Annotated in this window: 22 protein-coding genes; 11 read left to right on the forward strand and 11 right to left on the reverse strand. The window is 62.0% G+C overall.

Annotation, left to right across the window (positions count from 1 at the left end):
• Positions 1-168 precede the first annotated feature (168 nt).
• The 8 genes from F2P44_RS32425 to F2P44_RS32460 all read right to left on the reverse strand — a co-directional run bounded on the left by F2P44_RS32425 (position 169) and on the right by F2P44_RS32460 (position 13,159).
• Entirely contained in the window at positions 169-309 is a 141-nt protein-coding gene (locus F2P44_RS32425; protein ID WP_167093905.1) for a hypothetical protein, read from the reverse strand.
• 224 nt (positions 310-533) lie between these two features.
• Positions 534-938, reverse strand: a complete 405-nt coding sequence (locus F2P44_RS32430) for a hypothetical protein (protein WP_167093907.1) — start codon at positions 936-938, stop codon at positions 534-536.
• Between the two features lie 2 nt (positions 939-940).
• Positions 941-5,959, reverse strand: a complete 5,019-nt coding sequence (locus tag F2P44_RS32435; protein WP_167093909.1) for an RHS repeat-associated core domain-containing protein — start codon at positions 5,957-5,959, stop codon at positions 941-943.
• A 6-nt stretch (positions 5,960-5,965) separates the two neighbouring features.
• The gene (locus F2P44_RS32440; protein ID WP_167093911.1) at positions 5,966-7,447 is read right to left on the reverse strand and encodes a DUF2169 family type VI secretion system accessory protein; all 1,482 of its coding nucleotides are present in this window, start codon (positions 7,445-7,447) and stop codon (positions 5,966-5,968) included.
• Between the two features lie 7 nt (positions 7,448-7,454).
• Positions 7,455-9,701, reverse strand: coding sequence for a type VI secretion system Vgr family protein (locus F2P44_RS32445; protein WP_167093913.1), 2,247 nt, complete (start codon positions 9,699-9,701; stop codon positions 7,455-7,457).
• Positions 9,702-9,914: 213 nt separating this feature from the next.
• Complete coding sequence (locus tag F2P44_RS32450) at positions 9,915-11,480, reverse strand: sensor domain-containing diguanylate cyclase (RefSeq protein WP_370662779.1); 1,566 nt, start codon at positions 11,478-11,480, stop codon at positions 9,915-9,917.
• Between the two features lie 346 nt (positions 11,481-11,826).
• On the reverse strand, positions 11,827-12,420 hold the full coding sequence (locus F2P44_RS32455; RefSeq protein ID WP_229423878.1) for an RNA 2'-phosphotransferase: 594 nt from the start codon (positions 12,418-12,420) through the stop codon (positions 11,827-11,829).
• Between the two features lie 73 nt (positions 12,421-12,493).
• The gene (locus F2P44_RS32460) at positions 12,494-13,159 is read right to left on the reverse strand and encodes an NUDIX hydrolase (protein WP_167093941.1); all 666 of its coding nucleotides are present in this window, start codon (positions 13,157-13,159) and stop codon (positions 12,494-12,496) included.
• 171 nt (positions 13,160-13,330) lie between these two features.
• Here F2P44_RS32460 and F2P44_RS32465 point away from each other — a divergent pair, with 171 nt between their 5' ends.
• The 7 genes from F2P44_RS32465 to F2P44_RS32495 are packed head-to-tail and all read left to right on the forward strand — an operon-like array spanning position 13,331 to position 20,758.
• Positions 13,331-14,200: a cysteine hydrolase family protein gene (locus F2P44_RS32465; protein ID WP_167093918.1), complete on the forward strand. Its 870-nt coding sequence runs from the start codon at positions 13,331-13,333 to the stop codon at positions 14,198-14,200.
• 45 nt (positions 14,201-14,245) lie between these two features.
• Complete coding sequence (gene pncB / locus F2P44_RS32470; protein WP_167093920.1) at positions 14,246-15,436, forward strand: nicotinate phosphoribosyltransferase; 1,191 nt, start codon at positions 14,246-14,248, stop codon at positions 15,434-15,436.
• A 16-nt stretch (positions 15,437-15,452) separates the two neighbouring features.
• On the forward strand, positions 15,453-17,150 hold the full coding sequence (locus F2P44_RS32475) for an NAD+ synthase (protein ID WP_167093922.1): 1,698 nt from the start codon (positions 15,453-15,455) through the stop codon (positions 17,148-17,150).
• Between the two features lie 17 nt (positions 17,151-17,167).
• The gene (locus F2P44_RS32480) at positions 17,168-18,214 is read left to right on the forward strand and encodes a bifunctional nicotinamide-nucleotide adenylyltransferase/Nudix hydroxylase (RefSeq protein WP_229423879.1); all 1,047 of its coding nucleotides are present in this window, start codon (positions 17,168-17,170) and stop codon (positions 18,212-18,214) included.
• Positions 18,211-19,137, forward strand: coding sequence for an ADP-ribosylglycohydrolase family protein (locus tag F2P44_RS32485; protein ID WP_167093925.1), 927 nt, complete (start codon positions 18,211-18,213; stop codon positions 19,135-19,137). The genes F2P44_RS32480 and F2P44_RS32485 overlap by 4 nt, the downstream gene beginning before the upstream one ends.
• The gene (pnuC, locus tag F2P44_RS32490; protein ID WP_370662778.1) at positions 19,134-19,697 is read left to right on the forward strand and encodes a nicotinamide riboside transporter PnuC; all 564 of its coding nucleotides are present in this window, start codon (positions 19,134-19,136) and stop codon (positions 19,695-19,697) included. Before F2P44_RS32485 ends, pnuC begins: the two co-directional genes overlap by 4 nt.
• Positions 19,694-20,758 (forward strand): AAA family ATPase, encoded by a 1,065-nt coding sequence (locus F2P44_RS32495; RefSeq protein WP_223165140.1) that lies wholly within the window; start codon positions 19,694-19,696, stop codon positions 20,756-20,758. The genes pnuC and F2P44_RS32495 overlap by 4 nt, the downstream gene beginning before the upstream one ends.
• Here the strand turns inward: F2P44_RS32495 and F2P44_RS32500 are convergent.
• Positions 20,751-22,088, reverse strand: a complete 1,338-nt coding sequence (locus F2P44_RS32500) for an acetylxylan esterase (RefSeq protein ID WP_167093927.1) — start codon at positions 22,086-22,088, stop codon at positions 20,751-20,753. The two genes, F2P44_RS32495 and F2P44_RS32500, sit on opposite strands and share 8 nt — an antisense overlap.
• Before the next feature lie 191 nt (positions 22,089-22,279).
• Here F2P44_RS32500 and F2P44_RS32505 point away from each other — a divergent pair, with 191 nt between their 5' ends.
• From F2P44_RS32505 to F2P44_RS32520, 4 genes are all read left to right on the forward strand, one after another.
• Positions 22,280-22,789 carry a hemerythrin domain-containing protein gene (locus F2P44_RS32505; RefSeq protein WP_167093929.1) on the forward strand — a complete coding sequence of 170 codons (510 nt, stop codon included), beginning with the start codon at positions 22,280-22,282 and terminating at the stop codon, positions 22,787-22,789.
• Between the two features lie 127 nt (positions 22,790-22,916).
• Complete coding sequence (locus F2P44_RS32510) at positions 22,917-23,729, forward strand: Crp/Fnr family transcriptional regulator (RefSeq protein ID WP_167093931.1); 813 nt, start codon at positions 22,917-22,919, stop codon at positions 23,727-23,729.
• 176 nt (positions 23,730-23,905) lie between these two features.
• A complete protein-coding gene (locus F2P44_RS32515; protein WP_167093933.1) occupies positions 23,906-24,235 on the forward strand; it encodes a DHCW motif cupin fold protein in 330 nt (109 codons plus the stop codon).
• A 10-nt stretch (positions 24,236-24,245) separates the two neighbouring features.
• Positions 24,246-24,725, forward strand: coding sequence for a GNAT family N-acetyltransferase (locus F2P44_RS32520; protein WP_167093935.1), 480 nt, complete (start codon positions 24,246-24,248; stop codon positions 24,723-24,725).
• A 43-nt stretch (positions 24,726-24,768) separates the two neighbouring features.
• On the opposite strand, the gene F2P44_RS32525 is transcribed toward F2P44_RS32520, so the two are convergent.
• Positions 24,769-26,340: an oleate hydratase gene (locus F2P44_RS32525; protein ID WP_167093937.1), complete on the reverse strand. Its 1,572-nt coding sequence runs from the start codon at positions 26,338-26,340 to the stop codon at positions 24,769-24,771.
• The coding region (locus F2P44_RS35210; protein WP_223165141.1) for a hypothetical protein at positions 26,330-26,687 on the reverse strand (358 nt) is incomplete at its 5' end. The genes F2P44_RS32525 and F2P44_RS35210, both read right to left, overlap by 11 nt.

A 26,687-nucleotide genomic window follows, 5' to 3' on the forward strand; every position in this document is an offset into this window, starting at 1 on the left:
GTCCAAAAGGCAAGAGTAAACGCCATTTCGCTACAGTTTACAAGTGGCGGCTGTAACTCCTTGAATGTTAACGGGTTTTCTCGTCATGGCGACAGGGAGTTCGGAGTTGTGTATAACGTGATGGGTAGAACCTCACAGCATAGCCGATGTCAAGTTTCACCGGAAACGTCATAGGGCCGCAATTTCTTGTTGGGTTGCATGCGTTACGGCAAGCGTGGTTCCAAGTCTGAATAATTTGACATCCAGCCAATTCAGCTCGGTAAGCGCTTGAAATAGCACGAGTTTTTCTATTTCTATACCATTTTCCATTGAGTTTTCCTGATTCTGACGGGCTGTATCTGGTGGCGAACGTTTCGCTTCACTCTCGCTCGCTCAGCGTCAGCAGCAGTTAGTCCAGCGGGTCGAGGTGTAGTACAGCACACCTCCAAGTTGGTCGACGCACCGAGGTGCTCCACGCCCGATGTGCGTGCCATTTATCCGTGTGCGGTCAGAGGCTTTACGTGCTCACCTAGTTTGTGCAACGAAAGCACTGTTTACTTTTCATTTAATGGCAATTGCAATAATTCACCATTGCAGACCGGGCAAGCTTTCGGCTGATGACTTCTTGTCCAAATTTCGCAGTGATAACATATCTGCCCATATAATTCAGGCTTCGTTGCATTGTTGGCAAAAGCTTCAGGCTCAAGTTTTTTGAATGCAAGAGCTCTTGATTTATCGAGTAAAAAATATGCATGCAGATCTTTGTAGCCACAACAGGCAGCATGCCAGATTAATCCATTTATGAATTCATCTCCGCGATTCAAACTTCGTTCCCATTCATCATCGGATTTGATGGCAAGCCTATTTTCATCAAAAAATTTTTTTTTGAAATCGTCCCAGTCATCCCAGGAATCTATTTCGTTAAATTCATTCCAAAAATTTTCCTCGTTAATTTTCATAATTATCTCGCGACAGGTAATTCATTTGTTCCACTGCGCTCCAGGCCATTGTTCCTTAGTCTACTTGATAAGTCCTTACGTTTATCCTCGCAGCTCGACTCATCCAATGCAGCAATTTGTTTTGCTTTGGTCTTACGAGCAATCAAGAGACGGCTGTTTCCGTCACGGGCCACCCATTGGCCTTTGACGTTAATTACGCTTATCGGAGGAAACTCCGCGACCTGTGCTGCGCCTAATCGGATGGCTTTTTCCATAGATATTTTTCCACCGGGTATGTCAAATCCAGAATTGACGGAACGCTGAGCAAAATTAATGTCCTTAGGATTTAACATCAATAATTTCGGACAGCAGCAGTCTTTCCCCGCCGCCAGTCCCAACGGGTCAACCCAGGCAGTTGGATTCGGCGAGTATTGATACAGATTGGTGCCGCCGTTTAATCCAATCGGATCTTGTGTTATATACCGCGCACAGTCCGGATCGTAGTATCGATACCGGTTGTAATATAGCCCTGTTTCCGCATCCTCGTACTGCCCCTGGAAGCGCAGTGGCTGTTCCACATCGTTCGCGCTGTAACGCAGAATCCGGCCCCATGCCTTGTAGCGTCCCGACCAGACGCTTACGCCATCCTCGTTCAGCAGATCGAGCGGCGTGCCGAGGTGGTCGCACTGGTAGTAATGAATGCGGTCGTCGACCGCGTCAATGCCGGCCCGTTTTTGCCGTTGCGTCCAAACTTCCCAATGGCCTTGCGCCTTGTCAGCTTCCTGTTGCTGTAGATCGGGCGGCGGATTGTTCCGCGCGTCGGGCAGCTCCCATTCGTTAATGTGGCACAGATGCGTGTCGGGCGGCGCATAGCTTTCGACGCCTTCGCTAGACTCGATGCGCGCCAGCGGCACGAAGCTGTCCGGCTCGTACAGGTAGGTGACGGTCTTGTCGGCGTGGATTTCCTGTGCCAGAACGTCACCGTCCCAGACGAAGAGAGTGGTTTTGACGGCAAAGGGCCGCGCGGCGCCATTCGCTTCCCTCCGTTCCTCGCTGACCTCCTTGGCAATGCGGCGCCCGAAGGCGTCGTAAGTGTAGTGCGCCACCTGTCGACCCTGGTCATTGGTGCGGGTTGCTGTGATCAGGCGATTCTCGCTGTCGTAGACCAGCGCCAGCGCTTGCGCGCCGCCGCCGTCGCCGTCGCCGGCAGGCGAGCGCTTGCCGATGACGTTGCCCCGGGCATCGTAATCGTAGAGGTGGCCCGCGTACTGGCGCAGCAGGTTGTGCGTCACCTTGGCCAGCCTTGGGATGCCATGCCGGGCTTGCTCGCCGAATTGCGCCTTTTCTATGCGCAATTCCTCCGTCTCGTGCGGTATCCCGCCATCCTTGCGTGAGGGCGGGTCAAGCAGATTCCCGGCCGGATCGAACGCGAAGGTTTCGCTCCACTCGCGTTCGCGCAGCGCCGACAGCAGTTGGCCCAGTGGGTCATAAGCGTAGCGCAGGTCGCCCCCACGCTGGTCGGCGATGCGGGTCAGGTTACCGGTGGCGTCGTATTCGTAGCGGCGCTCGCGCAGGCGCTCGTTCCCTCGTGTTAGTGTGAAGGCGCTCAGGCGCGACTGCGGGTCGTAGGCGCGGCTTTCATGGAGGCGGTCGCGGCCGGTACCGACCTGACGCGCCGTTTCGCGGTGCAGATGGTCGCGCTCCAGGTCAACCAGCGCCGTGCCCTGCCACAGCGTGCCGTGCCAGTGACCAGAGCCGTAGCGCAGGGTGTCCACAGTGCGCCCGTTCGGCAGCGTGCTTTGAATGCGGTTGCCGAGCATGTCGTAGGCGTGGGTCAGCGTGAACGCGGCCGTGCGCTGGCGCGGCTCACCTGGCAGCGGCAATTGTCCCAGCGCGTAGGCGACGCGCTCGTCGACCAGCTGGCCGGCAGCGTCGTAGCCAAAGCGCTGTTCGGCGCGCTGGGAGGCGACAGCGGTCAGCCGCCCGAGCGCATCGTAGGCGTAGCGCACGTCGCCATCGGACATGTTCCTGGCCACCAGCTGGCCCATCGAATCGCGCAGGTAGTCGGTGCGCACGCCGTCGCAGGTGCTGGACACCAACAGGCCCGCGCCGTCGTAGCTGAACTGCGTGGTCTTGCTGTCAAATCCCGTTTCGGTGAGCAGCCGGCTTTCCTCGTCGTAAGTGAAGCGATAAGAGTCGTCGTTGCCGTTGACTAGCTCGACAAGGCGCAACGCCTCATCGTGGCGGTAGCGCATGGTCTGGCCCTTGGCGTCGATGCGCTCGACAGGAAGGCCGTGGCTGTTGTAGCGGTAGCTTGTCATCTGCCCCTTGGCATCTGTGTGCCTGGTCAGGTTGTTGTCGCCATCGTAATCGAATGTTTCCGTGGTTTTATCCGGATGGGTGACGCCAACCATGCGGCCGAGCCCATCGTAGCTGTAGCGGCTGGCGTTGCCGACCGCGTCCACGCTGTTGACCAAGCGGTTTTGACCGTCATACTGATACAGGCTCGTATAGCCGGAGCAGTCGGTGTACGACGCCAGACGGCCGGCCCCATCGTAGGACAGGCGCTTGGCGCCGCCGCGTGCGTCGGTGAGTACCGCCAGCCGGCCTTGCCCGTCGTAGCTGTACGCGGTTATGCGGCCCAGTTCGTCGGTGCTGTTGACGATACGCCCTGCGTCGTCGTAGCCGCTACGCGTGCGGTGGCCAAGGGCGTCCGTGACCGAAACGGGCCGGTTGAATGCGTCGTAATCGATGCGGGTGACGTTGCCGAGTGCATTGGTGACGCTGGTCAGGTTGCCTGCAGCATCGTAGGTATAGCGGGTGGCGTTGTGCGCACCGTCGGTGTCGGACAGCAGCATGCCGTCCTTGTCCCACTCGCGTCGCCCGAGGGAGCGCGCGATGCCATCCGGCCCGACCCGGCGCACGTCGGTAGCCAGCCACTGCGCATTGAAGGTGTATTCCAGTACGCCGCCGTCGGCTTCGGTAAGGCACGTCGTGTCGTGGTCAATATACGCAAACGCATTCGCGCCGCTACCGTCGGCCCCAGCCACCCGGAACACGCGTGCACGATAGCTATTGTCCTGGGTCACCGGATGACGCCGGGCCAGCTGCGCATCGTCGAGCCCATTTCCCGACCAGCGCTCACGCAGCAATTCCAGGCTGCCCCATTCAAGATGATGGGCGAAACCGCTGTAGTTGGTACATGAAAGCAGCAGGCAGTGTTGATATGAATAGGTACGCGATGACCCGGCGACGTTCGTTTGCGTGACCAGGTACCAGCGTTGCGGCAGTGCGTCGAATGGGGCCGGCTCGCTTCCAGTGTCATCGGGTTTCGCTGCCGCCTCATAGCGATAGCTCACATGGCATATCCTGGTGCCATCGTCGAGTACCTGTTCAATGCGGCCGATACGGGCAGGCGCATCAAGGTCGGATGGCGTTCTGGCGTCGGGGATATGGTGCTCACGCAGCGCTTCCAGCGCAAGGCCCTCATGGGTGCGTACACGCAATAGCACGTCGCCGGGCGCCGCGTCCTCATGCCGTTCGACAGTCCAGCCGCTGCCGTCAAGCTTGGTGCGGCACTCGACAGCGTAACGCTGCACCTGCGCCGGGGAGCGTGGTGCCAGCATGGCGTTGACGCCGTCGTAGCCGTGCGGCAGGACTGCGTCCGCCACGCGCCGGAATGTGTCGACGCTGCCGTCGCGCCAAATCAGCGAGTAGTGGCTGTCGCTGTGGCAGCGCAGAACGAAACCTTCGCTTCGGTTGTCGTGTTCCTGGCCGACTCCGACGACCGGCAGGCGCAGCGCGCGGCCGGTTTCCTCGTGGTACACCACGCCTTTCGCGCACACGGACAGCGACGCCGTGAACGGTGTTGCCCAGCGGGCGCCCAGCATGCCCCAGTCTTCCGATTCCGAGCCTGATCGATAGGTGCGCCCCCATTCCAGCGGGGTTGGCCCGGCAAGCACAAAATCGCTTTGATAGAGCACTTCTTCGCCGGTGCCAATATGCACAGGTTTTCTGGTGCTTGTTTTCTTGCCTCCAGGTGCGGCATTTTTGGGACAGCAATCGGACGGCTTGTCCCCCTTTTGTTCCTTGGGCTTGACTGTCTTGCCACCGTCCCGGCCATCGTGATCCTTACCACCTTTGTCCGCAGCCGGAGCCTTGTCGGGAGGCTTGGCGGGAGAAGCCGGGGTATTGCCGGGGATGACTTTTTTTGAAGCGAGCCGTTTGACGAAATTGAATGCGCTGCCCGCTTTTTTTATGACGACATTTTCAATAAAATCCTCGCCAACTTTCATGGCGACGCCTACCATATCGGGTGTCTTTCCCGTACTAAGCATTGTCGCAACGGCATCTGCCCCGGTGGCCGTGGCGTCGGTCACCGCGCCGACCCCCGACACCGCACTACCCACGGTGGCTCCTGCGGCGGCGCCGCCTTCCATCGCCAGCCCAACCGGGGCGCCAACACCCGTGGCCGTGACCACCAGCCCCGCACCGGCCACCACGCCGCTTCCGACGATGATGTCTCCACCAACGTTCATTGCCTTGCCTGCACCCTCGTGGAGGGGGCCGGATATGTTTTCCAGATAGTGTTTCGCCGCGTCTTGGACCGGTTCGGGCACATCGACGCCGAACACTGTTATGCGCGGGCGCGCTGGCTTGACGCCACGTTCCATGACCCTGCCGACCGTGTTGCGGTCATTCATCCAGACGAAACGGCCTTCCTGAATGGTGTGCGTACCATTTGCCCCTTTGGTGGAACTGGTCTGGAAGGACTCGACGCGCTTTGTGAATGTTCCACTCTTCCATCCGCCAAGTTTGCCGGGCTCATCGCCAGTCACGCTCGGAATAAAGCTGCGACCGTGAAGGAACATCGGCTCGCTGTGCGTTTTTACGTTCGGCGAGACGGCCTGTGCCTGTACGAATTCGCCTTTGATGGTGTACGGAATCAGAACAACCGCGTTCCCCACAGGCGTCTTGCAGATATCCGGATACACGCTGACGCAATAGAAACGCTGCGATTTGGTAATGGTTTCGTGGGCCATGAAGATTTAGAGTGGGGTAGGTGCGGAATGCAGTGGCGAAGCTACGGGCGTCGCGCCGGAAGATGGCGCGTTCCATTCGTCGATACGGCGCAATTGCTCGGCGCTGTCGCAGTGCATGAGACGCACCTCTGAAAGCTCGCCGTCGGCCAGCATGCACAGACGCCATGTCAAGTGAACCTGGCCGGCTTCGAGATCAATGGTGACGGTATCGATTGCCAGCGGCATGACCGCAACGGCGCCTGCGGTATCCGCCCCCAGTGCGAAAAGCGACTGGGCAGGAAGTGCGAAACGCAAGACGGTGTTGCCGTCTGTATCCTTGCGCGCCAATAGGGAATCCGATGCGCACAAGTTAAGCAGCGTAAAAATTTCCTCGCCCTTCAAGTGGGGGCATTGTTGATCCGCCGGAGCACAGTTCCAATAGCGAAAATCGAAATCCTTTGGCAGCCTTGGTAAATCATCCGCCTGCCATTGCGCTTTTACCTCGAACGTTCCAATCCAATTCCGACGCGGGAGCCAAGCCCGGCCCACCGCGCCCAGACCTGCTGGATGCAGCTCAGCCTTGCCTTTTGCCGCGCTCCAGAACTGCGCTGCGGAGAACGGGCGCGCGGGATACGCGACCTGCGGTGCCGGCGCACCTGCATTTCCAGTAGCGCGCAGAAACCACGGCCGGGCGAAACCGAGTCCCACCGGATTCCACTGGCAGGCATCGAGCGCCGCAGGTGCTCCGCCGGGCGGATACGCTGCGGCTTGGGAATGCGCCAGTCGAAACTTCAGGGGCACCCGTTTGGCATCCGGACTGCTCGTATTGATACGGCATTCTCCACCCTGTGCGAGTTCATAGCGTAGCGGGACGGACAGCGTGGGGGAGGGGCGCGTCAGCCGCCATGGATTGGGGTTTGCCAGCCCAAGCGTGGCGAGCCGGATGCCCCACTGGGCAAGCCGCACTGGCGCGAAGCGCTTGCGCAGCGTACGCGGCCCTGTCACCGCGAGAGTCTTGTCGAGCAGGACTTGTCCTGGCACGACCGTATTGCGGGCCACACGCAATGCGGTTTCCCATTCTTCAATCATTGCCGGCGACGGCCCCTGCATGGGATTGAGGCCCAATGGCCTTTCTGGCAGCGTTGCCCGGGTGTCCGGACGTTTCACGTGCAAGCCGACAGAAAAGCGGCGCGCCGCGCGACCGCTAGGCGCATGCGCATCGCAGATAACAATCACATCGCATAGAGGTTTGTACGGTGCTAAATCGCTTTCCTCGCGGACGCTATGCGTGGTATCGTCGTCGTAGTGGCGGTCCGCCGTGTTCAGCTGAGCCGGTTCTTCGAGCGCGGTCATTGTCGCGAGGCCGTCCGCGCCAGCGGGACCCAGGGTGTAAGCAGTCCTTGCCACGATCACGTGAAAAGCGACATCGTTCTGGTCGACGGTATCGAAATGCAGCGCATCGAATGCAGTGCGATTATCGAAGATCAGTGATGGAATGGCGGGCGGCATGTCCGTCTCAGGCGTTCGGGTTGATGTCGACATCGTCGCCGTGCAGCTCCACTTTTTTGGTGCCCTTGATGATGATCTCCTTGCCGCTGATCTCGATCCGGCCGTCTTTTTTCATGACGAAAGTACTCTCGCCGACTTCGATGCGAAATTCTTCACCGGCCGTGAATGAAATTTTCTCGCCGACATTGACCGATTTCGACAGGCCTACTTGCTCGGTTTGAAACAGACCGACGCTCGTATTCATGGCGGCGCCCACCGTGGTTTGATAGGCGCCTCCGATGGTCACCATTTTGGCCAGCGTCACCGTTTCCGACTTCATGCGCTTGATGGTCACGTTGCGGTTGCCGCCAATGGTGACGGTCTCGTTTTTGCCGACGCTTTCGGTTCGGTTACTGCCGATCGTGATGGTTTCATTCTTGCCGACGTCCTCGGTGCGGTTCATGCCGATTGAAATTGTTTCGTCCTTCCCAACGTCTTCCGTGCGGTTGTCGCCGATGCTGACGGTTTCGTTGTGATCGACGCGTTCGGTGCGGTTGTTATGGACCGTAATGGTTTCGTCGCGTTCGACCGTCTCGGCGCGGTCGCGCTTGATGTGGTTCGTTTCATCCCGATCAACCGTTTTGCGTCGATCATTCCCGACCCATTTGTCTTCGTCGTGCTCGACCTCGGTGAGCTGGTCCTTCTCTGCATGCAGCCACAGCTGTTCGCTGCCCTTTTTATCCTCGAAGCGCAGTGCGTTCGCGTTGTCGTAGCTGCCGCCCGGTGTCGAGCGCGACAGGATGCCGCTTTGCGTTTTGTTGGCAGGCAAAGTCCACGGCGGCATCGTGTCCGCATTGGGCACCATGCCGGTGATGATCGGACGATTAGGATTACCGTCCATGAATTGAACCAGAACCTCGGTTCCGATCCGGGGAATTGAGGTCATGCCAAAGTTGGCGCCCGCCCATGGCGTCGCCACGCGGATCCAAGCCGAGCTTTTTTCATCGTTCGCGCCGACGCGGTCCCAGTGGAACTGAACGCGTACACGGCCGAATTCATCGGTATGAATTTCTTCTCCTGCGGGACCGACGACAGTCGCGGACTGGATGCCATGGATTTTCGTCTCGACACTGTTATGGTCGCGCCCGGCGCGATAGGGAATGATCTTGCGTATGGCACGCAGCTCATTCGTGTAGTGCGATTCGGCCGCCTCTTTAACGTGATAGTTATTCGATGCGCTGTGAATGACTTCAAGGATCAAGAACTCGCGCGACTGGGCATCGTCCCCGGTCTCGCTGGTGTCGAAATGGTCGCTCAAGCTGAACCAGCGCCCCGGCAGTAAATTGCGGTTATTGCCGAGACCATGAAACTGTTTCCCCGCCGCTTCCATTTCTTCCATCCGCAACTGGGCCAGCGAGCGTCCCCCGCCAGTAAAGCCGTAGGCGCCGGTGTATTCATACGATTCGATATTCGGTACATCCCCTTGCTGACTGACCGTGGGCAGCGAGGTGTGCGACGGCGTGGGGGCCTTGAAATCAAACGAGGCGACCGATACCGTGCCTTGCTTGATTTGACGCGACGGCGACCATTCGCGCAAGCCGTCTTCTTCCGCGACACCACCGTGGCGCTGGAAGCGTACGGTCGGGCCGCCATCGATTGGCTGCGCGCTCGTTGTGTCATCCGACAGAGCCAGCTTATGCCCATTTTCGGTGTGCTCGAACCAATAGACAATGCCGCTGCCGACCCAACGCCGCTCAAGGAAGTTGCGGTCGCTCTCATCGAACTGGCAGCAATCGGTCATCACATCGGCCGCGCCACCGACTCGCCAGTCCCAATCGGCAAGCCCTCCGTAATCGCCGAAAATGCTCGCGGTTTGCTGGTACAGCGTCGTGTAATGGAACAGATAATTGTCCTTGCGCATCCCCAGGTAGGCGTACCAAGGGCCAAGCTTGGCTTCGTAATACGACACCCCTCCGTCCACGGTCTTCAGCCCGAAGCTGAAGACGCGCCCGGTAAAGTAGCGCATCGCGCCGTCCCTGCGAACCAGCTGCACGCACAACATTTTGCCTTGCATGTCCTTGAGTGGGATGGCGGGACTATCCGACAAGAGTTCCACGGTGAACTCGAACGGCTTGGACATGCACTCGAAAGCGTCGAGTTTGTTGACGAGCAACTGCGCGGACGGCGCGTCATTGTTAGGGAAAGACAGTCGCATCAGACGGTTGTGCTGTCGGTCCGCGATAAGATCACGTACGACCGTGAAGGCTTTACTCATGCTGGTTCCAGTTGGGCGAAATTGACGGAATGGCGGGCGGAGTGATCGCGGGGAATCGCAATGAACAATTGATTATTTTACCGCAAATACGAACAAAAATTGATTTTTATACAATTTTTGTTGTAAATTTAGCAGTGGAATTTTTGAATTTTTTGCGCCTCGCGCCGCGCGCAAATTGAAAATCGTAACGTCTTCTACCGGATGCGCCGTATCTCAGCTACCCAGGATCGACGCCCGCTCGCGCCGCGACGACACAGCCGGCGCATCCGGACACACCCGGTTGCGCCCGGTCGACTTGGCCAGGTACAGCGCCTTGTCGGCCGCTTCGACCAGCTGTTTCGGCTCCATCCCCCTGGCCGGCACCAGCGCGTGCACGCCGCAGCTGATGGTGACGATGCCCACTGGATTGGCCTGATGCTCGCGCCCGGCCGATGCAATCGACCTGCGCACCGACTCGGCCACCACGATCGCCCCGTACAGGTCCGTGTTCGGCAGCAAAATCGCAAACTCTTCGCCACCCACCCGCGCCGCCAGGTTGCCGGCGCGGCGGCGTCCGGTGCGGATGCACTGGCCGATGAATTGCAGGCAGGCGTCCCCGGCCGGATGGCCGTAATGATCGTTGTATTTCTTGAAGAAATCGACGTCGAGCAGCACCAGCGCCAGCGAGGTGCCGTCGCGCGTGGCGCGGTTGAACTCGGCGTCGAGACGGGCGTCGAACAGGCGCCGGTTGGCGATCCCGGTCAAACCGTCATTGCGGGCCAGCAGTTTCAGGGAACGGTTCTTGGTCACCAGTGCCAGCTGGGCGTTGCGCAACTGTTCTTCGAGCTCGTCGCGCAGGGTTACCTGGCGGAACAGGCGCAAGCCCATCCACATCAGGATCAGCAGCAGGATCACCACCCACGCCGTCGAGATGTACGCGTTGGCCCACCAGTTCGCCAGCGTCTCGTTGGTCGACAGGCCCACCGCCACGAACAGCGGGTAGCGCCGCAGGGGACGGTAGCTATACATGCGGTCGACCGTATCGATGTCGAGCGGCGCCGCGCCTGGCCCCGGCGTCGCGCGCGCGCGCCACTGCTTGAACATCGCTTCCTTGGCGATCGACATGCCGATATTTTCTTGCAGGTAAGGGCGACGCATGACCAGCGCGCCGCTGTCCATGGCGATGGTGATAGTGCCTTCCTTGCCGATGTCGAAACTGTCGTAAAAGGTGCGGAAGAAACTCAGCTGCACCGTGGCCAGGGCCACGCCGATGAAGTTGCCTTCCTTGTCTTCCAGGCGGCGCGACACCGGCAGCACCCAGGCGCCGGTCGCGCGGCTGCGGACCGGCGGGCCGACATGGGCCAGCTTGTCCGTGTGCGTCTTGTGATAAATGAAATATTCGCGGTCGGCGTTGTTCAGGGCCGGGATCGGTTCGCGCAGCGATTGCAGGGCCCAGTTGCCGCTGGCATCGAAGATAGTCATGCCCTGCAGCGACGGCGTGCGGCTGACGTGGTCGATCAGGTGCAGGTGCAGGCGCTCGCCGTAATGGGTGATGCCGTCGTGCTGCACGCTCTCGACCACGCCGGCCAAGATGGTGTCGACCAGCTCGATGGTGCTGTCGGCATGGTCGGCCAGGGCGCGCGCCATGTTGGCGGTCGCCGCCGCGCTTTGCGCCAGCTGGGTTTCGCGCGCGCTGTAAATGCTCCAGCCCTGCACCGCTACCAGCGAAATGCAGACGACCAACAGAAACGACGCGGCAATAACGATCAGCGGCCGCTTTTTGCCATCGAGGTCAGTCACGGGCAATACAGGCTTATCAGCTTTCATGGCGGGGAAGGTCGCGTTCGGAAAGTGTCGTGGGGGCGCGTGGGCGCAAAGTAGCCGGCGCGGACGGCATGTTCATGCAATCTGGATTGATTCGCACCATGGCGCCCGCACTCACATCGTCGTTGCTCCGCAGGGCGACTTGCCCAGGGCGGACCGGATACGCGCGGTGATTGAATAATAGAGCGGCCATTCTACCTTAGCGCATGCGAACTGGAATCAAATATTTATTCAAGGAATGCTTGTCTGTTGTTTCATAAAGCGAATTCAAGCATGCCTGGCCTATTGTCCGGGCGGTGCGGTCAGTTGCCGCAGAGAAAAATCAAGGGAAGGTGATAAACCGCTTGTTCACCGGGCCGGTCAGCCACACACCATTGGCGGAAAGATAAAATTCCTGTCCCTGTTCATGCAGGGCGAGTGCCTGGACCGTCAGCACGATGGGCACGCCGTGGCGCTGGCCGACGGCCAGCGCGGTGGCGGTGTCGGCCGACAGGTGCACATGGTGGCGCGAGCCGGGAAGCAGGCCCTGGTCGCGGATCGACGCGCCAAAGCGCGAGGCGGTGCCGTGGTACAGCACCGGCGGCGGGGTCACCGGCAGCAGTGCCAGGTCGACCCCGGCTACCGAGTGGCCCTGGTTGGCGCGGATGCGCTTGCCGTCGTCGCTGATGGCGAAGCGCTTCTTGTCGTTGTCGGCAACGACGTCCCGCAGCAGTTCGGGGGTGATGCGTTTGCCATGCTTGGCGGCGCGGGTGATCAGTTCCTCGATATCGGCCCAGCCGCTCTGGTCGAGCGTCAGCCCGATGGTGGCAGGGCTGTGGCGCAGTATCAGGGACAGGAATTTACTGATTGCTACGGTACGGTTGGAGTCGCTCATCAGGTGAAAAGATTGTTCGTTTTTGTTTTTATGTTTAGTCATGGGCCATCATTATACGTGACAGCAATGCAAGGATAGCAAGATAATATGCATTTACTGCCCCATGGAAACGCCATTACAGCCCGCGTTCGAGCAGGGTCAGGGTTTTTCTCACCGCCGCTTTCAGACGGTACAACTGGGCCGGACGATGGGCGCCGGCCGCTTCGAACTGGCCGTCGACCGGGTCGAGCATGTCCATTTCGCTCATTTTACGGCGGAAGCTCACCTTGTTCAGGGGCTCGCCGAGCAACAGTTCATAGATGCGCTGCAATTGCGGCAGGGTGAAGGTGTCGCCAGCCAGGAAGCAGGGCAGGGAGGAATACTGGCTTTTGTTGCGCAGGCGTTCGAGCGCCGTGGCGATAATTTCGTTGTGGTCAAATGGCAACGTTCCAAGCTGCGACAGCGGCACCACATGCACGGCGGCATCCTTGCGCGCCGCCAGCAGCGCGTGCGGCACCAGCGCATAGTGGGCCACCGACACCGACCAGCCGCGCGGATCGCGTTCGGCGCCGGAAAAGGTAGCCAACTGCTCCAGGTAGGGCGCGACGATGCCGGTCTTGTCCTTGATGACGCGCATGGCGGCATCATGGGCGCTCAGGTCGTCTTCCGGATGCACATAGCCGCCGGGAATGGCCAGCGCACCCTGGAACGGATCGTGTTCGCGCCGCAGCAGCACGGCCGCCAATTCTTCGCCGACCAGGGTCAGCAGCACGATATCGACGGTGCAGATCACCGCGCTCATGCGCCAGGCGCCGGCCTGCGGCGCTGAAAATTGTTCGAAATTAACTTTGCGCACATGATTACTCCCTGAATTGATCGCACCGCCATCGGATGAACAAATTATTGCATAGTTAGTTGCAAAAGTAAATTAAGTGGCTTATGCTTGTCGCACTGTACTCACAAGGACAAGGAAATGAAACGCAACCTGCATCTGCTCGTGATCGATCCGCAAAACGATTTCTGCGATTTGCCGGCCGACTATCTGGCGCCGCCAGCCGGCGCCAACGCGGCGCCGGCGCCCGCGCTGCCGGTGCCCGGCGCGCACGCCGACATGCTGCGCGTGGCGGACCTGATCCGCCGCGGACAGGATGGCCTGACCGCGATCAGCATCACGCTCGACTCGCATCACCGTTTCGACGTCGCGCACAGTTCCTTCTGGATGGATGCGGACCATGGCGCGATCACGCCGTTCACGCAAATCACGGCGCTCGAGGTCAGGCAGGGCAAATACCTGCCGCGCAAGGCAAGTGTGCTGCCGCGCGTGCTGGCCTATCTGGAAGCGCTGGAGGCGGCCGGGCGCTACACCCTGATGGCCTGGCCGGTGCACTGCGAGATCGGTTCCTGGGGCCACAACGTGCACGCCGACGTGCGCGCCGCCTATAACGCCTGGGAAGACAGCGCGCTGGGCATGGTCAGCAAGATCGGCAAGGGCAGCAATCCCTGGACCGAGCACTATTCGGCGGTGAAGGCCGAGGTGCCGGATGCGGATGACGACAGCACCCAGGTCAACCAGGCCTTCCTGGATCTCTTGCGCGGGTCCGACCAGGTGTATATCACCGGCGAAGCGGGCAGCCACTGCGTGCGCGCCACCACCGAGCATATCGTCGCCAACTGGGACCCGCGCCAGTTGTCGCAGCTGGTGCTGCTGACCGACTGCATGAGTCCCGTGACCGGCTTCGGCGCGCAGTACGACGACTTTGTGCGCGACATGCGCGCGCGCGGCCTGGGCATTGCGCAGGCGGCCGATATCGTGCCCGAACTGCTTGCCAATGCGCGGCGCTGAGCCGGCCTTCTACTTCTCTTTCTGACGCGTCCTTACGCGAACCATATGACCCCGATTGTCCATAGCCTGCTCGAAACCGACCTGTATAAATTCACCATGTGGCAGGCCCTGCTGCACCGCCACCCGGCCGCCCAGGCCGAATATGCCTTCACCTGCCGCAACGTGCCCGCTTACCCGCTGGCCGAACTCAAGGCCGACGTGGAACGCGAACTCGATCATCTGTGTTCGCTCTCGTTCAAGCCCGAGGAAGTGGCATACCTGCGCGGCCTGCGCTTCATCAAGAGCGACTTTGCCGATTTCCTGACCGTGTTCCGCTTCCAGCGCCACTTCCTGAGCGTGGAAACCGATGGCGACGATCTGCGCATCCGCGCCACCGGGCCGCAGGTGCACGTGATGGGCTTTGAAATCTACGTCCTGTACATCGTCAACGAGCTGTATTTCCGCCGCTTCGACCAGGCTGCCGCGCTGGCCGAGGGGCGCAAGCGCCTGCAAGCGAAGATCGCCCTGCTGCGCGAGCTGGCCAGCGAGCCGGCCAGGCGCCACCCGTTCGAGTTTTTCGACTTCGGCGTGCGCCGCCGCTTTTCCGGCGCCTGGCATGAGGAAGTTGTCGCCACCCTGGCGCGCGACGTGCCGGTGTACTTCAAGGGCACCTCGAATGTGTACTTCGCCATGAAGTACAAGCTGGTGCCGATCGGGACCATGGCGCACGAATACCTGCAAAGCTTCCAGTCCTTCGGCGTGCGCCTGCGCGACTTCCAGAAAGCCGCGCTGGAAGACTGGGTCCAGGAATACCGGGGCGACCTCGGTACCGCGCTGACCGACGTGGTGGGCATGGATGCCTTCCTCGGCGACTTCGACCTGTATTTCGCCAAGCTGTTCGACGGCCTGCGCCACGATTCGGGCGACCCGGTGGAGTGGGGCGAAAAGGCGCTGGCGCACTACGCCAAGCTGCGCCTGGACGCCCATACCCGGCGCATGGTGTTTTCCGACGGCCTCGATCTGCCGACCGCGTTTTCGCTGTACCGCCATTTCGCCGACCGCACCATGACCGGTTTCGGCATCGGCACCAACCTGTCGAACGATGTCGGCCTCACCCCGCTCAATATCGTGATGAAGCTCATATCGTGCAACGGCCAGCCGGTAGCCAAGCTGTCCGACTCGAAAGGAAAAACGCTGTGCAAGGACGAGACCTTCCTGGCGTACCTGCGCCAGGTGTTCAATCACCCCGCCGCCTGAGAACCGAAAGAATCCGATGCTGAAAATCGCCATCGCCCAATTGAATCCGACCGTCGGCGATATCGACGGCAACAGCAGCGCCATCATCGCGGCCATGCGGCGCGCGGCCGGGCAGGGCGCCGACCTGGCCGTGTTCACCGAACTGGCCCTGTGCGGCTATTATCCGGGCGACCTGCTGGAAGAAGCGGCCTTCCTGGAACGCATGCAGGCAGGCCTGGAACGCGTGCTGGAAGCCTCGCGCGGCTTGCCCGGGCTGGTCTCGGTGGTCGGCGCCGTGCGCGCCAACGCCGGCCCCGGCAAGCCCCTGTTCAACGCCTTGCTGGCGATTCGCGAGGGCGTCATCGTCGCCGAATACTACAAGCAGCTGCTGCCGACGTATGGCGTGTTCGACGACCGCCGCCACTTCGAGCCAGGGCCGGAAGGCGCCTGCGTGCTGGCGGTCGGCGCGCACCGCATCGGCTTTCTGATCTGCGAAGACGGCTGGAACCACGAAGGGCGCGACTACAAGGTCAACCCGTTCACGGCCTTGCGCGAGGCCCGGCCCGACCTGGTGGTGAGCATCAACGCCAGCCCGTCCGATATCGGCAAGCGCGAACTGCGCCACACGCTGTTTCGCACCGCCTCGGTGCATAACGAACTGCCGATCCTGTACGTCAACCAGGTCGGCGGCCAGGACCAGCTGGTGTACGACGGCGCCTCGTTTGCCGTGTCGCCCTCGCAGGGCATCGCCTTCGAGGCGCAACGCTTCAGCGAGGATTTCCAGGTCATCGGCTTCGCGCAAGGCCGTTTCAGCGCAGCCGACGGCTTCGCGCTGCCCGCACCTGGCGCCGATGGCTTGCCGGTGGCCGAATTCGCACGCCGCCAGATCGTACTCGGCTTGCAGGATTATGCGCGCCGCTGCGGCTTTGCCAAGGTCGTTGTCGGCTCCTCGGGCGGCATCGATTCGGCCCTCACGCTGGCGCTGGCGGTGGACGCACTGGGGCCGGAGAACGTGATCGCGGTGACCATGCCGTCGGCGTTTTCGAGCGAAGGCTCGGTCAGCGATTCGGTCGCGCTGTGCCACAACCTGGGCATCACCCTGTACACGCACCCGATTCTCGACCTGGTGCAGCAGTACAGCATCGGTTTCGAGGGCGCGTTCGACCGGCCGCTGCAAGGACTGCCGCTGGAAAACCTGCAAGCGCGCGTGCGCGGCACGATCCTGATGGCGTACTCGAACGCGTCGGGCACCTTGCTGCTCACCACTGGAAACAAGAGCGAAATCTCGGTCGGCTACTGCACCCTGTATGGCGACACCAACGGCGGCCTTGGCCTGATCGGCGACCTGTATAAGACCGAAGTCTATGCCCTGGCGCGCCACGTGAATCAGCGCGCCGGGCGCGAGATCATTCCCGACGCGGTGCTGACCAAGCCGCCGTCGGCCGAGCTGGCGCCGGGCCAGCAGGATACCGACAGCCTGCCCGAGTACGAGGTGCTCGACGAGATTCTCAAGTGGCATATCGAAGGGCGCCGCCTGCCGGCCGCCGAAGCGGCGCTCGCCGAGCGCTTCGTCGCCGGTCTGCTGGCCGGGGCCGATGGCGCGGCGCTGGTCGAACGCATCCACCGCATGGTGGCGCGTAATGAATACAAGCGGCGCCAGGCGCCTCCGATTATCCGGGTGCGTTCGCGCGCCTTTGGCAGCGGCCGTCAATTGCCGATTGCCGCTCACTATTGATCACCATGAACGCACAAATGAATGAAACTTCCACCGACGTCGCCGTCCTGATCGGCCGCTTCCAGCCTTTCCACCGCGGGCACGTCGTGCTGCTGCAGCGGGCCCTGGTCAGCGCGCCGCACGTGGTGCTGGTGCTGGGCTCCTCGTTCCAGGCCCGTAACGCGAAAAATCCGTTCACCTGGGAAGAGCGCGCCGCGATGATCGGCGCCACCCTGAGCGAGGAAGAGCGCGCGCGCGTCAGTTTTGTCGCCGTGCGCGACTACTACGACGACACCCTGTGGGCGGCGGCGGTACGCAAGGCGGTCGCGCAAAGCGCGCCGGATGCGGCGCACGTGGCGCTGGTGGGCCACTTCAAGGACGCGTCGAGCTACTACCTGAATCATTTCCCGAAATGGGAAAACATCGTCGTCGAATCGGAACGCGCCATCGACGCCACCTGCGTGCGGCGCGTGTTCTTCGAGGCCGAAGACCTCGACATCTCGCTCAGCGTGTTAGACGATATGGTGCCGCCCGCAGTGCGCAGGTACCTGAAAGCCTGGGCGCTGCTGCCGCACTACGCTGCATTGGTGGAAGAGCACTGCCGCATCGTAGCCTACAAAACGGCGTGGAAAAGTGCGCCGTACGCGCCCATCTTCACCACCGCCGATGCGGTGGTGGTCAGCGGCGGCAATGTGCTGCTGATCCGGCGTGGCGGCTATCCCGGAAAAGGGCAGTGGGCCGTTCCTGGCGGCTTCGTCGAACAGCGCGAGCGCCTGCTGCACGCTGCCATACGCGAGCTGGCCGAAGAAACCAAGCTGGCGCTGCTCGGCGCCACGCTCGAAGGCATGCTGGTCGACGTCAAGGTGTTCGACCATCCCGACCGCAGCCAGCGTGGCCGCACCATCACCCACGCCCACTTCTTCGACCTGCAAACCGAAAACCTGCCGCCGGTGGAAGCGTCGGACGACGCCTCGCACGCCGCCTGGATTCCCATCGTGGAGCTGGCCGGCATGGAAGACCAGTTCTTCGAGGACCACTTCCACATTCTCGACTCGTTCCTGTCGCTGAGCCAGGAGCCCGTATGAGCATGACGCGCGACCGCTATCGCGGCAGCTTGCTGGGCCTGGCCTGCGGCGACGCCGTCGGCACCACCGTGGAATTTTCCCCGCGCGGCTCGTTCGCCCCGGTGACCGACATGACAGGGGGTGGCCCCTTCAGGCTCAAGGCCGGCCAGTGGACCGACGACACCTCGATGGCGCTGTGCCTGGCCGAGAGCTTCCTGGTCAAGGGCGTCTTCGATCCGGCTGACCAGATCAACCGCTACCGCAACTGGTGGCAGTGGGGCTATATGAGTGCGACCGGCACCTGCTTCGACATCGGCATGACGGTGCAGGATGCCCTGTCGCGCTACTCCGTCACCGGCGATCCGTTCAGCGGCTCGACCAACCCGCGCAGTGCCGGCAACGGCTCGCTGATGCGCCTCGTGCCGGCGGTGCTGTTCGCCTATCCGGACCGCGTCCGCGTGCTCCAGCATGCCGCCGACAGTTCGCGCACCACGCATGGCGCCCCGGAAGCGGTGCAGGCGTGCCAGCTGTTTGCCGGCATATTGAGCGCGGCGCTCGACGGCCAGCCGAAACGCGCGCTGCTGGCCAACGCGGGGTTTGCGCCGGCCGAGCCGAAACTGGCGGCGATCGCCAGCGGCGCGTTTCTCGACAAGGCCGACAGCGATATCCAGGGCACCGGCTACGCCGTCGATTCGCTGGAAGCGGCACTATGGTGCTTCTTCCATACCGACAGCTATGAAGCGGCCGTGCTGCGCGCGACCAACCTGGGCGACGACGCCGATACCACGGCCGCCATCACCGGCCAGATCGCCGGCGCCTGGTACGGCGTGGACGCCATTCCGGCACGCTGGCTTGAACAGATCACCATGCGCGCGGAGATCGACGACATGGCTTGCCGCCTGTTCGACCGTTTTCATGAGGCGAACCGCGAGACGATGGCGTGATCGGCAACCTTGAAATGGCGGCCAACGCGGGATGCACGGCCGCCATCCTGCTGGCCGGGCGCAACAGCGTCCACACCTGGTGGACCGGCATCGTCGGCTGCGCCCTGTTCGGCGTGCTGTTCTACCAGTCGAACCTGTATGCGGACGTGGCACTGCAAGGCTTCTTTATCGTATCGAGCGTGGTGGGATGGGGGCAGTGGCGCCGTGGCCGGGCCGGCAGCGAGCTGCCGATCAGCCACGCGAAGATCGGCGCGCTGGCCTGGATCGTTCCGGCCGGCCTCGCCGCGACCGCCGCCTATGGCGCGTTGCTGCATCACTACACCAACGCGTACGCACCGTTTATCGATTCGGCCGTGCTGGTGTTCAGCATCGTGGCCCAATTGCTGCTGATGCAGCGCAAAGTCGAAAACTGGGCATTCTGGATTCTGGTGAACACGGTCGCCGTACCGTTGTATGCCAGCCGCGGCCTGTACCTGACCGCGTTCCTGTACGCCTGCTACTGGGTCAACGCCATCGTGTCGTGGCTGTGGTGGCGCCGCCTGGCGCGCCAGGGCGCATGAACGCATTGGCCAGGCAATGGTGCCGCGGCCTCGTGGTCGGCAAATTCTGTCCGCTGCACCGCGGCCACATGCTGGTGATCGATAGCGCGCTGGCCGCCTGCGACGAGGTCGTCGTGATCAGCTACACCAAACCGGAATTTGCCGGCTGCGGCAGGGCGCTGCGCGAAGCATGGCTGCGCGCGTCGTACCCGCAGGTGCGCGTGCTGGTGCTCGACGACGCCAGCCTGGCCGCCCTGCAAGGCGGCGCCACGGCAGTGCGCGTGCCCCACAACGACGCGCCCGACACGGAGCAGCGCGACTTCTGCGGCTGGCTGTGCCTGGACCTGCTCGGCGTGACGGTCGACGCCGTGTTCACCAGCGAGGATTACGGCGACGGCTTCGCGCGCGCCCTGGGCGCGTATTTTGACGCGCGGCGCGGGTCGGGCGCACCACGCGCGGCCGTCCGGCACGTGTCCGTGGACCGCGCGCGTGCGCAGGTAGCGGTGTCCGGCACGGCCATCCGCGCCAATCCGCACGCCCTGCGCGCCTTCCTGCATCCGCAGGTGTATGCCAGCTTCGTGCGCAAGGTGTGCCTGCTCGGCGGCGAGTCGAGCGGTAAAACCACCCTGGCTGCAGCGTTGGCACAAGCGTTGGACAGCGTCTGGGCGCCGGAGTTCGGGCGCGAACTGTGGATCGAGAAGAATGGCGCGCTGGTGTTCGGCGACATGCTGGACATCGGGCGCACCCAGCTGGCGCCTGAACAGGCGCTGCTGCCGCACGCCACACGCTGGCTGGTGTGCGATACCTCCCCATTGACCACGCTGTTCTACAGCGAGGCGATGTTCGGCCAAGCCGATCCCACCCTGCACGAACTGGCCGCGCAACCGTACGATGTGACGCTGCTATGCGCGCCCGACTTTGCGTTCGTGCAGGATGGCACGCGCCGGGACGAGATCTTTCGCCAGCGCCAGCATGCCTGGTATGTGGACGAGCTGACGCGGCGCGGCCTGCCTTTCACAATCGTGCAAGGCACGCCGGCGCAGCGCCTGGCGCAGGCATGCGCGCGGCTCGCGGCTATTTAGCCAGTCCCAGTTGGCGCAGCGCCCACTGCTGGGCCATGTCCAGCTGCCCGGCTGACATCGCGTGGCCTTGCGCCGGGGCGATGGTCAGCTGTTTGGGCGCCGTGATCACGTTGTAGGCCGCAAAGGTCGAGGTGGGCGGGGTGAGGACATCGTTGTAGCCCCAAAAGTAAAATCCCGGCACGCGCAGGCGCCGTGCGAAGTTCACCGTGTCGTAATACGAGGTCGTCACCGCCTTGGGCGCGACCGGCGCATCGGTGGGCGCGCCATCCGGGCCCGGTTTGAACAGGGCTGGCCAGCCGCCGGCGCGGCCGTTCAGATAGCCGGTCACGTCGCTGAGGCCGGGATTATTGGCCACGAGGGCAGTCACGCGCGGCTCCAGCGCCGCCGTCATGATGCTCAGCATGCCGCCCTGGCTGCCGCCCATGGCCAGCAACTGCTGCTTGTTCCACTTGGGATGCGTGGCCAGGAAATCGGCCGCGCGCAGCACGCCCAGGTTCACGCGCCGGAAATAGTAGTTCTCACGGTCGTCGAGCTTGATCCGGCTGTAGCCGAACAGCGCACCGCCTGCCAGCGACTCGTAGACCTCGGGCGCCAGGTTGGGCGGAATGCCGTGGATGCCCACCTGTAGCGTCATCGCCCCTTTTTCCGCCAGCGCGCGGGCCCCGGTCTGCGCTTCGACGCCCGCGCCCGGCAGGTCGAGCACGGCGGGGAAGGGTCCGGGGCCGCGCGGTACCGCCAGCAAGCCATACATGCGGCTGGTGACCCCATTGCCGCCGACATTGCGGAAACTCAGGTAGGACACCTCGATCTTGTCGTTCGACAGTTCCGGCGCGGGTGTGAGGCGGTAATCGGGAGGCAGTTGCGCCAGCGCGGCTTTCTGGCGGCCCCAGAAGGCGTCGAAATCGGCCGGATTGGCCTGGGTGGGCACGATCTTGTCCGGCGCGAAGCCGAGCGTGGCCAGCGTGGTCAGGCTCTGGCCGGCCACGTCGGCACTGGCGATCACGCGCATGAAGACGGGCGTGGACGGCGCCGGGACCGGCAGTACCAGGCCCTCGGCCGGCACCACGGCCGTGCGCTCGGCACCTTCGAGCATCTCGGGACCGATGCGGTAGCGCAGCGTGACGCCCGCCGCCGGGTAGGGATCGAGCGCGACTTTTACACGCACGCTGGCGGGCGCACCCAGGGAGTAGGTCCAGTCGTCGCGGTCCGGCGTGAGCGTCAGCGTCGTGCCGGCGCTGGCCGGCGGCAGGTAAACAGGCGCGCCCTGGGCACAGGAGCTCCCTGAGGCGAGGGTCAGGGCCAGCAAGGTCAGGGCGCAGGTCGGCTTCATCGGGTCGGGACTTTCAGTGGCTGGCTGCCGCGGCCATGTCGCACGGCAAGACGCGGCGAGTCTATCACGCGGTATTATCGATTGCGCCACACTGAATGCACAGGTGGCGGATTCCGTTCGGCGTTGGCTTTTACTTTTGGTATCATATTGCAACTATACCAAGAGTGCTGGAGCCGAACATGGAGCCGAACATGGATATCGAAAGCATGCAAGACGACGCTGTTGACATATTGATCATCGAACACGAGGAAGTGACCGCCCTGTTCGAGCAGTTCCGCGGCCTGAGCGCCCGTTCGAAGGAGAGCAAGAAACGCATCTCCGAGGACATTTGCTCGGCCCTGAGCGTTCACGCCCTGCTGGAACAGGATATTTTTTACCCGGCGGCGAGGACCATCCTCAAGGATGCCGACCTGATTGCCGAGGCCATCGTCGAGCATGCCAGCGCGCGCGAACTGATCGGGCGCATACGCGAGATGGAGCCGGAGAACGAATTGTTCGACGCGACGGTCAAAGTGCTGTGGGACCAGGTGACGCGGCACGCACGCGAGGAGGAGGAAAAAATGTTCCCCCGCATGCGCAAGAGCAAGGTGGATCTGGTCGCGCTGGGCGCGCGCATGCTGGAGTACCGCAGGGTGCTCGAAACCGGACCGGGGCGCCTGCCCGGGCAAATCGGCGTCGCGGGAGACATAGCGCCCACGTAGGAGTTAGATGACAAAGCGTCATTGTTCATGCCTACAGCGTGTCATCCATTGGTCCGATGGCTGGTTTTGTTAGCGAGCTTTACAGTAGAGCCATTGATGAGTTGAACCTAATACATAGAGGCATACCATGTACCGCACGCAAAATACCGATTCGAACAGCAACGCCACCAACGCCATCCGCTCCATCACCTTGGGCGCCGCCAAGCCGGCTGCCAAGCCGATGATCAGCGTTGCTGGCGCCCAGCAGAACGAGTTGCTGCGTGCCTTGTCCCGCACGGACCTGGAAGCCCTGTTCCCGCACCTGGAACTGGTGCCCATGCCAGCGGGTAAGCACCTGTATGACGTCGGCAGCAAGTTCGACTACGCTTACTTTCCGACTAACGCCATCGTCTCGCTGATGTACGTCATGGAAGACGGCGCCACCACCGAAATCGGCGTGGTTGGCCGCGAAGGCGTGCTGGGCCTGGCGATGTACGAAGCCGAGCGCGCTACCTGCAGCGCCGTGGTGCAGACCGCCGGTTACGCTTACCGCCTCAAGAGCAGCGTGCTGCGCGAACTGGTCGCCTCGGGCGGCGCCATGGCCCAGCTGCTGATGCGCTACACCTTCGCCATGTTCGCCCAGTTGGCCCAGAATGTCGTCGGTGGCCGCCACTGCACGATCGAACAAAAGCTGTGCCGCTGGCTGCTCGACCGCCTCGACCGTTCGCTCTCGGACGAAATCAAGGTCACGCAAGACACCATGGCCACCATGCTCGGCGTGCGCCGCGAAACCATCACCATGACCGCGCGCAAGCTGCAAGCGGACGGCCTGATTCAATACCGCCGCGGCACTGTCGCCATCCTCGACCGCGCTGGCCTGGAAGACTGCGCCGGTACCTGCTACCGCGCCGGCAAGATCGGTTTCGAGCAGATGCACGACACCGCCTGGAACCACGCTTAACGCTTTCCTGGTGGCGCGGACAGCACATCACCGCCCGCGCCGCCATTCTCATTCTGCGCGCCCGCCGATCAACCGCCGGCCCGAGCGCACTTTCTCGCTGCATGCTATTTTATGCCGTGACGGACGCTAAACAACAGCGTCCGTTTTCCGATGACGGCATTGAACAAGGCATGCGCATGAACATTTCCGATATTCCCTTTGGCATTACCGACTGGTCCGGCGTGGAACGCACCGAGCATCCCGGCGAAACCGGCATGGCGTACTGGCAGACGCGCCAGTTCGGCGCCATCCGCGTGCGCGTGGTGGAATACAGCGCCGGTTATCTGGCGGATCACTGGTGCAGCAAGGGACATATCCTGTTATGTCTTGAGGGTGAACTCGAAAGCGAACTGGCCGACGGTCGCAAATTCATCCTCACGCCCGGCATCGGTTACCAGGTGGCCGATAACGCCGAGGCGCACCGTTCGCACACGCGCGGCGGCGCCAAGCTGTTCATCGTCGATTGAGGAGCGGCCGATGCTGACATTGCGCTCGGCGCTGCTGGCCGATATCGATGCCATGTGGGCGCTGCGCACGCGCGCGCTGCGCCACGGTTGCGCCGGTCATTATCCGGCCGAGGTGCTTGGGCCATGGTTGGCGGCGCCGGTGCCGCGCTCGTATCCTGGGCTGGTTGCCAGCAGCGGCGCGGTGATTGCGCAAGAGCCGGGCGCCATGCTGGGCTATGCCATCCTGGATTTACCGACGAGCGAGGTGGACGCGGTGTTTGTCGATCCGCAGGCAGGCGGCCGGGGGATCGGCAAGATGATGCTGGCCGCCCTGGAGCGAATGGCGCTGGAGCGTGGTTGCAAGCGATTGCATTTATCCGCTTCGCTTAATGCCGTGCCGTTTTATGAGGCTGCTGGATTTTTCGTGCTGCGCACGGCCGTCTATGCGCACCCGTGCGGCATTGCGCTCGATTGCGTGGAAATGGAAAAGAGTTCGTTCGGCGCGATCTGACACGTCGTTCCGCGCCAAGGCGCGGGAACGACCAGCGTAATGCTTATTTCAGCGCCTTGAACAAGGCTTCGAATTGCGTGCTCAATGCATGATCGTGCTGTTTGATCGGCGGCACTTCACGTTGGATATCGAGCAGTTCATATACCGCCATCTGCGCGGCCCGTACCGAATACTCCACCGTGAACACCACGTCATCCGCAATCTCGACAAACTGGCTGATAAACGCCAGGTTTTTCGATTCCTTCGGCACCGGCAGCGGACGGTCGCTGTGCAAACGCGGCATGAACATGCTGGTGATATAAGGCATGCGGCAAGGGATGCAATTGGCCGTTTCCACCGCATCGAGATCGAAGCGCAAATGGCCGCACAGCTCGCGCAGGATTTCTTCGCCGGTGCAGTCCGACATCGGCTTGGCGACAAAATTGCCGATCCGGTCCGGTGACAGCGCGTAACCCCAGAATACCTTCACGCCGGCCGGCTGGTTGGCAAAGTGCGGCTGGTGCGCCAGCACGATCGACATGAACCAGTTCGAATCCTTGAACGTGACCAGGCCGCCGGTGCCGGCTTGATTGCCGCTGAACTGCTGCATCTTGTCGAAGAAGGCCGAATCCTGCTGGGTCACGGTGAACGATTCCCAGTACGACTCGGCGATGCTGCTGTTGAATGCCGCCGGATTGCCGAAACCAGGCTGAACGGCGGCCAGTTTTTCCCACAAGGCCCAGCCCTGGCTGTCGGTCTTGTCGAGTTTTTCCGGGGCGCTGGTCATGCTGCCCAGGCTCGATGCGTCGGTCATGGAGCCGTTCTGGAAGAACACCAGGTCGCCCGCCGCCACGTCCACATGCTCGCTGTTGCCCGCGCGCTGGCAGTCGAAGCCGGTGACGACGAACTTGCCATCGAGCGTGGCGTGGCCGATATCGGTCACCTTGCAATCGAGGATGAACTGCACGCCTTGCTGGTGCAGCCATTCCTGCAAGGGCAGCACCAGCGAATCGTACTGGTTGTACACGGTGCGGCGCACCCCGGCCAGGGTGTCGATGCGCGAGAACTCCAGCATGAAGCGGTGCAGGTAGCGCTTGAATTCAACCGCGCTATGCCACGGCTGGAAGGCAAACGTGGTGGCCCACATATACCAGAACTCGGTCTCGAAAAAGGAGGGATCGAGCCAGTCGCTGATGGTGTCGGCGCCCAGCGTTTCTTCGTCGGCCAGGCTCAGCTTGAGCAACTGGGCGCGGTCGTGCATCGAAAAGCCCATCGACGTCACAGGCACCTTGGCGCGGCGGCGGTCGACCAGGCGGGCCTGCGAGTGCGATTTGTACAGTTCGTTGAAGTCGACGGTTTCGTCGAACACGGTCTTGTTTTCATTCGTGAGCGAGGGAATCGACTTGAACAGGTCCCAGGTGCATTCGTAGTTGTCGAAGGTGAGCATGCGCCCGCCGCGCAGCGAATAGCCCTGGTCGGGCGTTCCCGCGCCGTCCAGGCTGCCGCCGAGCAGGGGAGCGGCTTCGTAAATGCGAATGTTCGCAGCGGGGACGTTGCCGTCGCGGATCATAAAGGCGGCTGCCGACAGGGAGCCGATACCGCCGCCAATCAGGTGGGCATGTAAATTAGTGTTCATGTTGGTCGTCCAAAAATGTGCATCGGTGTCCGGTGCAATCCGGACAGGCAAGTTCCGGACGACATTTGGCGTCTGCCATTTGTTGCGACGCAGCATGCGTCCGGAGGCATGCAGAATCGCATACAGCCAGCGCAAAAAAATTGACGTACATCAAAATTAGCCAATCAATAATAGAGTGAACACTCAGACATCGGCCTGAAAATGCTGCGTTCATTCCATAGAGGCTCTTGCAAAACTGGCGTAACGCATGGGAACGGCTTGGCATCGCAAGCATAAAGGAGGGTGTGGGCGCACCCATTTCTGGCATGATGCAGTTTCTCAAGACTTCACCAAAACGCCCACACAAT

The sequence above is a fragment of the Massilia frigida genome (assembly GCF_011682175.1).
GTDB classification, from domain to species: domain Bacteria; phylum Pseudomonadota; class Gammaproteobacteria; order Burkholderiales; family Burkholderiaceae_D; genus Telluria_A; species Telluria_A frigida.

What these genes read in the sequence shown, in the direction of transcription:
- F2P44_RS32425 (WP_167093905.1), bottom strand. Translation starts at nt 309, where the DNA reads ATGGAAAATGGTATAGAAATAGAAAAACTCGTGCTATTTCAAGCGCTT.
- F2P44_RS32485 (WP_167093925.1), top strand. Translation starts at nt 18,211, where the DNA reads ATGAGCATGACGCGCGACCGCTATCGCGGCAGCTTGCTGGGCCTGGCC.
- F2P44_RS32460 (WP_167093941.1), bottom strand. Translation starts at nt 13,159, where the DNA reads ATGAGCGCGGTGATCTGCACCGTCGATATCGTGCTGCTGACCCTGGTC.
- F2P44_RS32435 (WP_167093909.1), bottom strand. Translation starts at nt 5,959, where the DNA reads ATGGCCCACGAAACCATTACCAAATCGCAGCGTTTCTATTGCGTCAGC.
- F2P44_RS32505 (WP_167093929.1), top strand. Translation starts at nt 22,280, where the DNA reads ATGGATATCGAAAGCATGCAAGACGACGCTGTTGACATATTGATCATC.
- F2P44_RS32480 (WP_229423879.1), top strand. Translation starts at nt 17,168, where the DNA reads ATGAATGAAACTTCCACCGACGTCGCCGTCCTGATCGGCCGCTTCCAG.
- F2P44_RS32475 (WP_167093922.1), top strand. Translation starts at nt 15,453, where the DNA reads ATGCTGAAAATCGCCATCGCCCAATTGAATCCGACCGTCGGCGATATC.
- F2P44_RS32520 (WP_167093935.1), top strand. Translation starts at nt 24,246, where the DNA reads ATGCTGACATTGCGCTCGGCGCTGCTGGCCGATATCGATGCCATGTGG.
- F2P44_RS32500 (WP_167093927.1), bottom strand. Translation starts at nt 22,088, where the DNA reads ATGAAGCCGACCTGCGCCCTGACCTTGCTGGCCCTGACCCTCGCCTCA.
- F2P44_RS32430 (WP_167093907.1), bottom strand. Translation starts at nt 938, where the DNA reads ATGAAAATTAACGAGGAAAATTTTTGGAATGAATTTAACGAAATAGAT.
- F2P44_RS32495 (WP_223165140.1), top strand. Translation starts at nt 19,694, where the DNA reads ATGAACGCATTGGCCAGGCAATGGTGCCGCGGCCTCGTGGTCGGCAAA.
- F2P44_RS32440 (WP_167093911.1), bottom strand. Translation starts at nt 7,447, where the DNA reads ATGCCGCCCGCCATTCCATCACTGATCTTCGATAATCGCACTGCATTC.
- F2P44_RS32515 (WP_167093933.1), top strand. Translation starts at nt 23,906, where the DNA reads ATGAACATTTCCGATATTCCCTTTGGCATTACCGACTGGTCCGGCGTG.
- F2P44_RS32445 (WP_167093913.1), bottom strand. Translation starts at nt 9,701, where the DNA reads ATGAGTAAAGCCTTCACGGTCGTACGTGATCTTATCGCGGACCGACAG.
- F2P44_RS32455 (WP_229423878.1), bottom strand. Translation starts at nt 12,420, where the DNA reads ATGACTAAACATAAAAACAAAAACGAACAATCTTTTCACCTGATGAGC.
- F2P44_RS32525 (WP_167093937.1), bottom strand. Translation starts at nt 26,340, where the DNA reads ATGAACACTAATTTACATGCCCACCTGATTGGCGGCGGTATCGGCTCC.
- pncB (WP_167093920.1), top strand. Translation starts at nt 14,246, where the DNA reads ATGACCCCGATTGTCCATAGCCTGCTCGAAACCGACCTGTATAAATTC.
- F2P44_RS32510 (WP_167093931.1), top strand. Translation starts at nt 22,917, where the DNA reads ATGTACCGCACGCAAAATACCGATTCGAACAGCAACGCCACCAACGCC.
- F2P44_RS32465 (WP_167093918.1), top strand. Translation starts at nt 13,331, where the DNA reads ATGAAACGCAACCTGCATCTGCTCGTGATCGATCCGCAAAACGATTTC.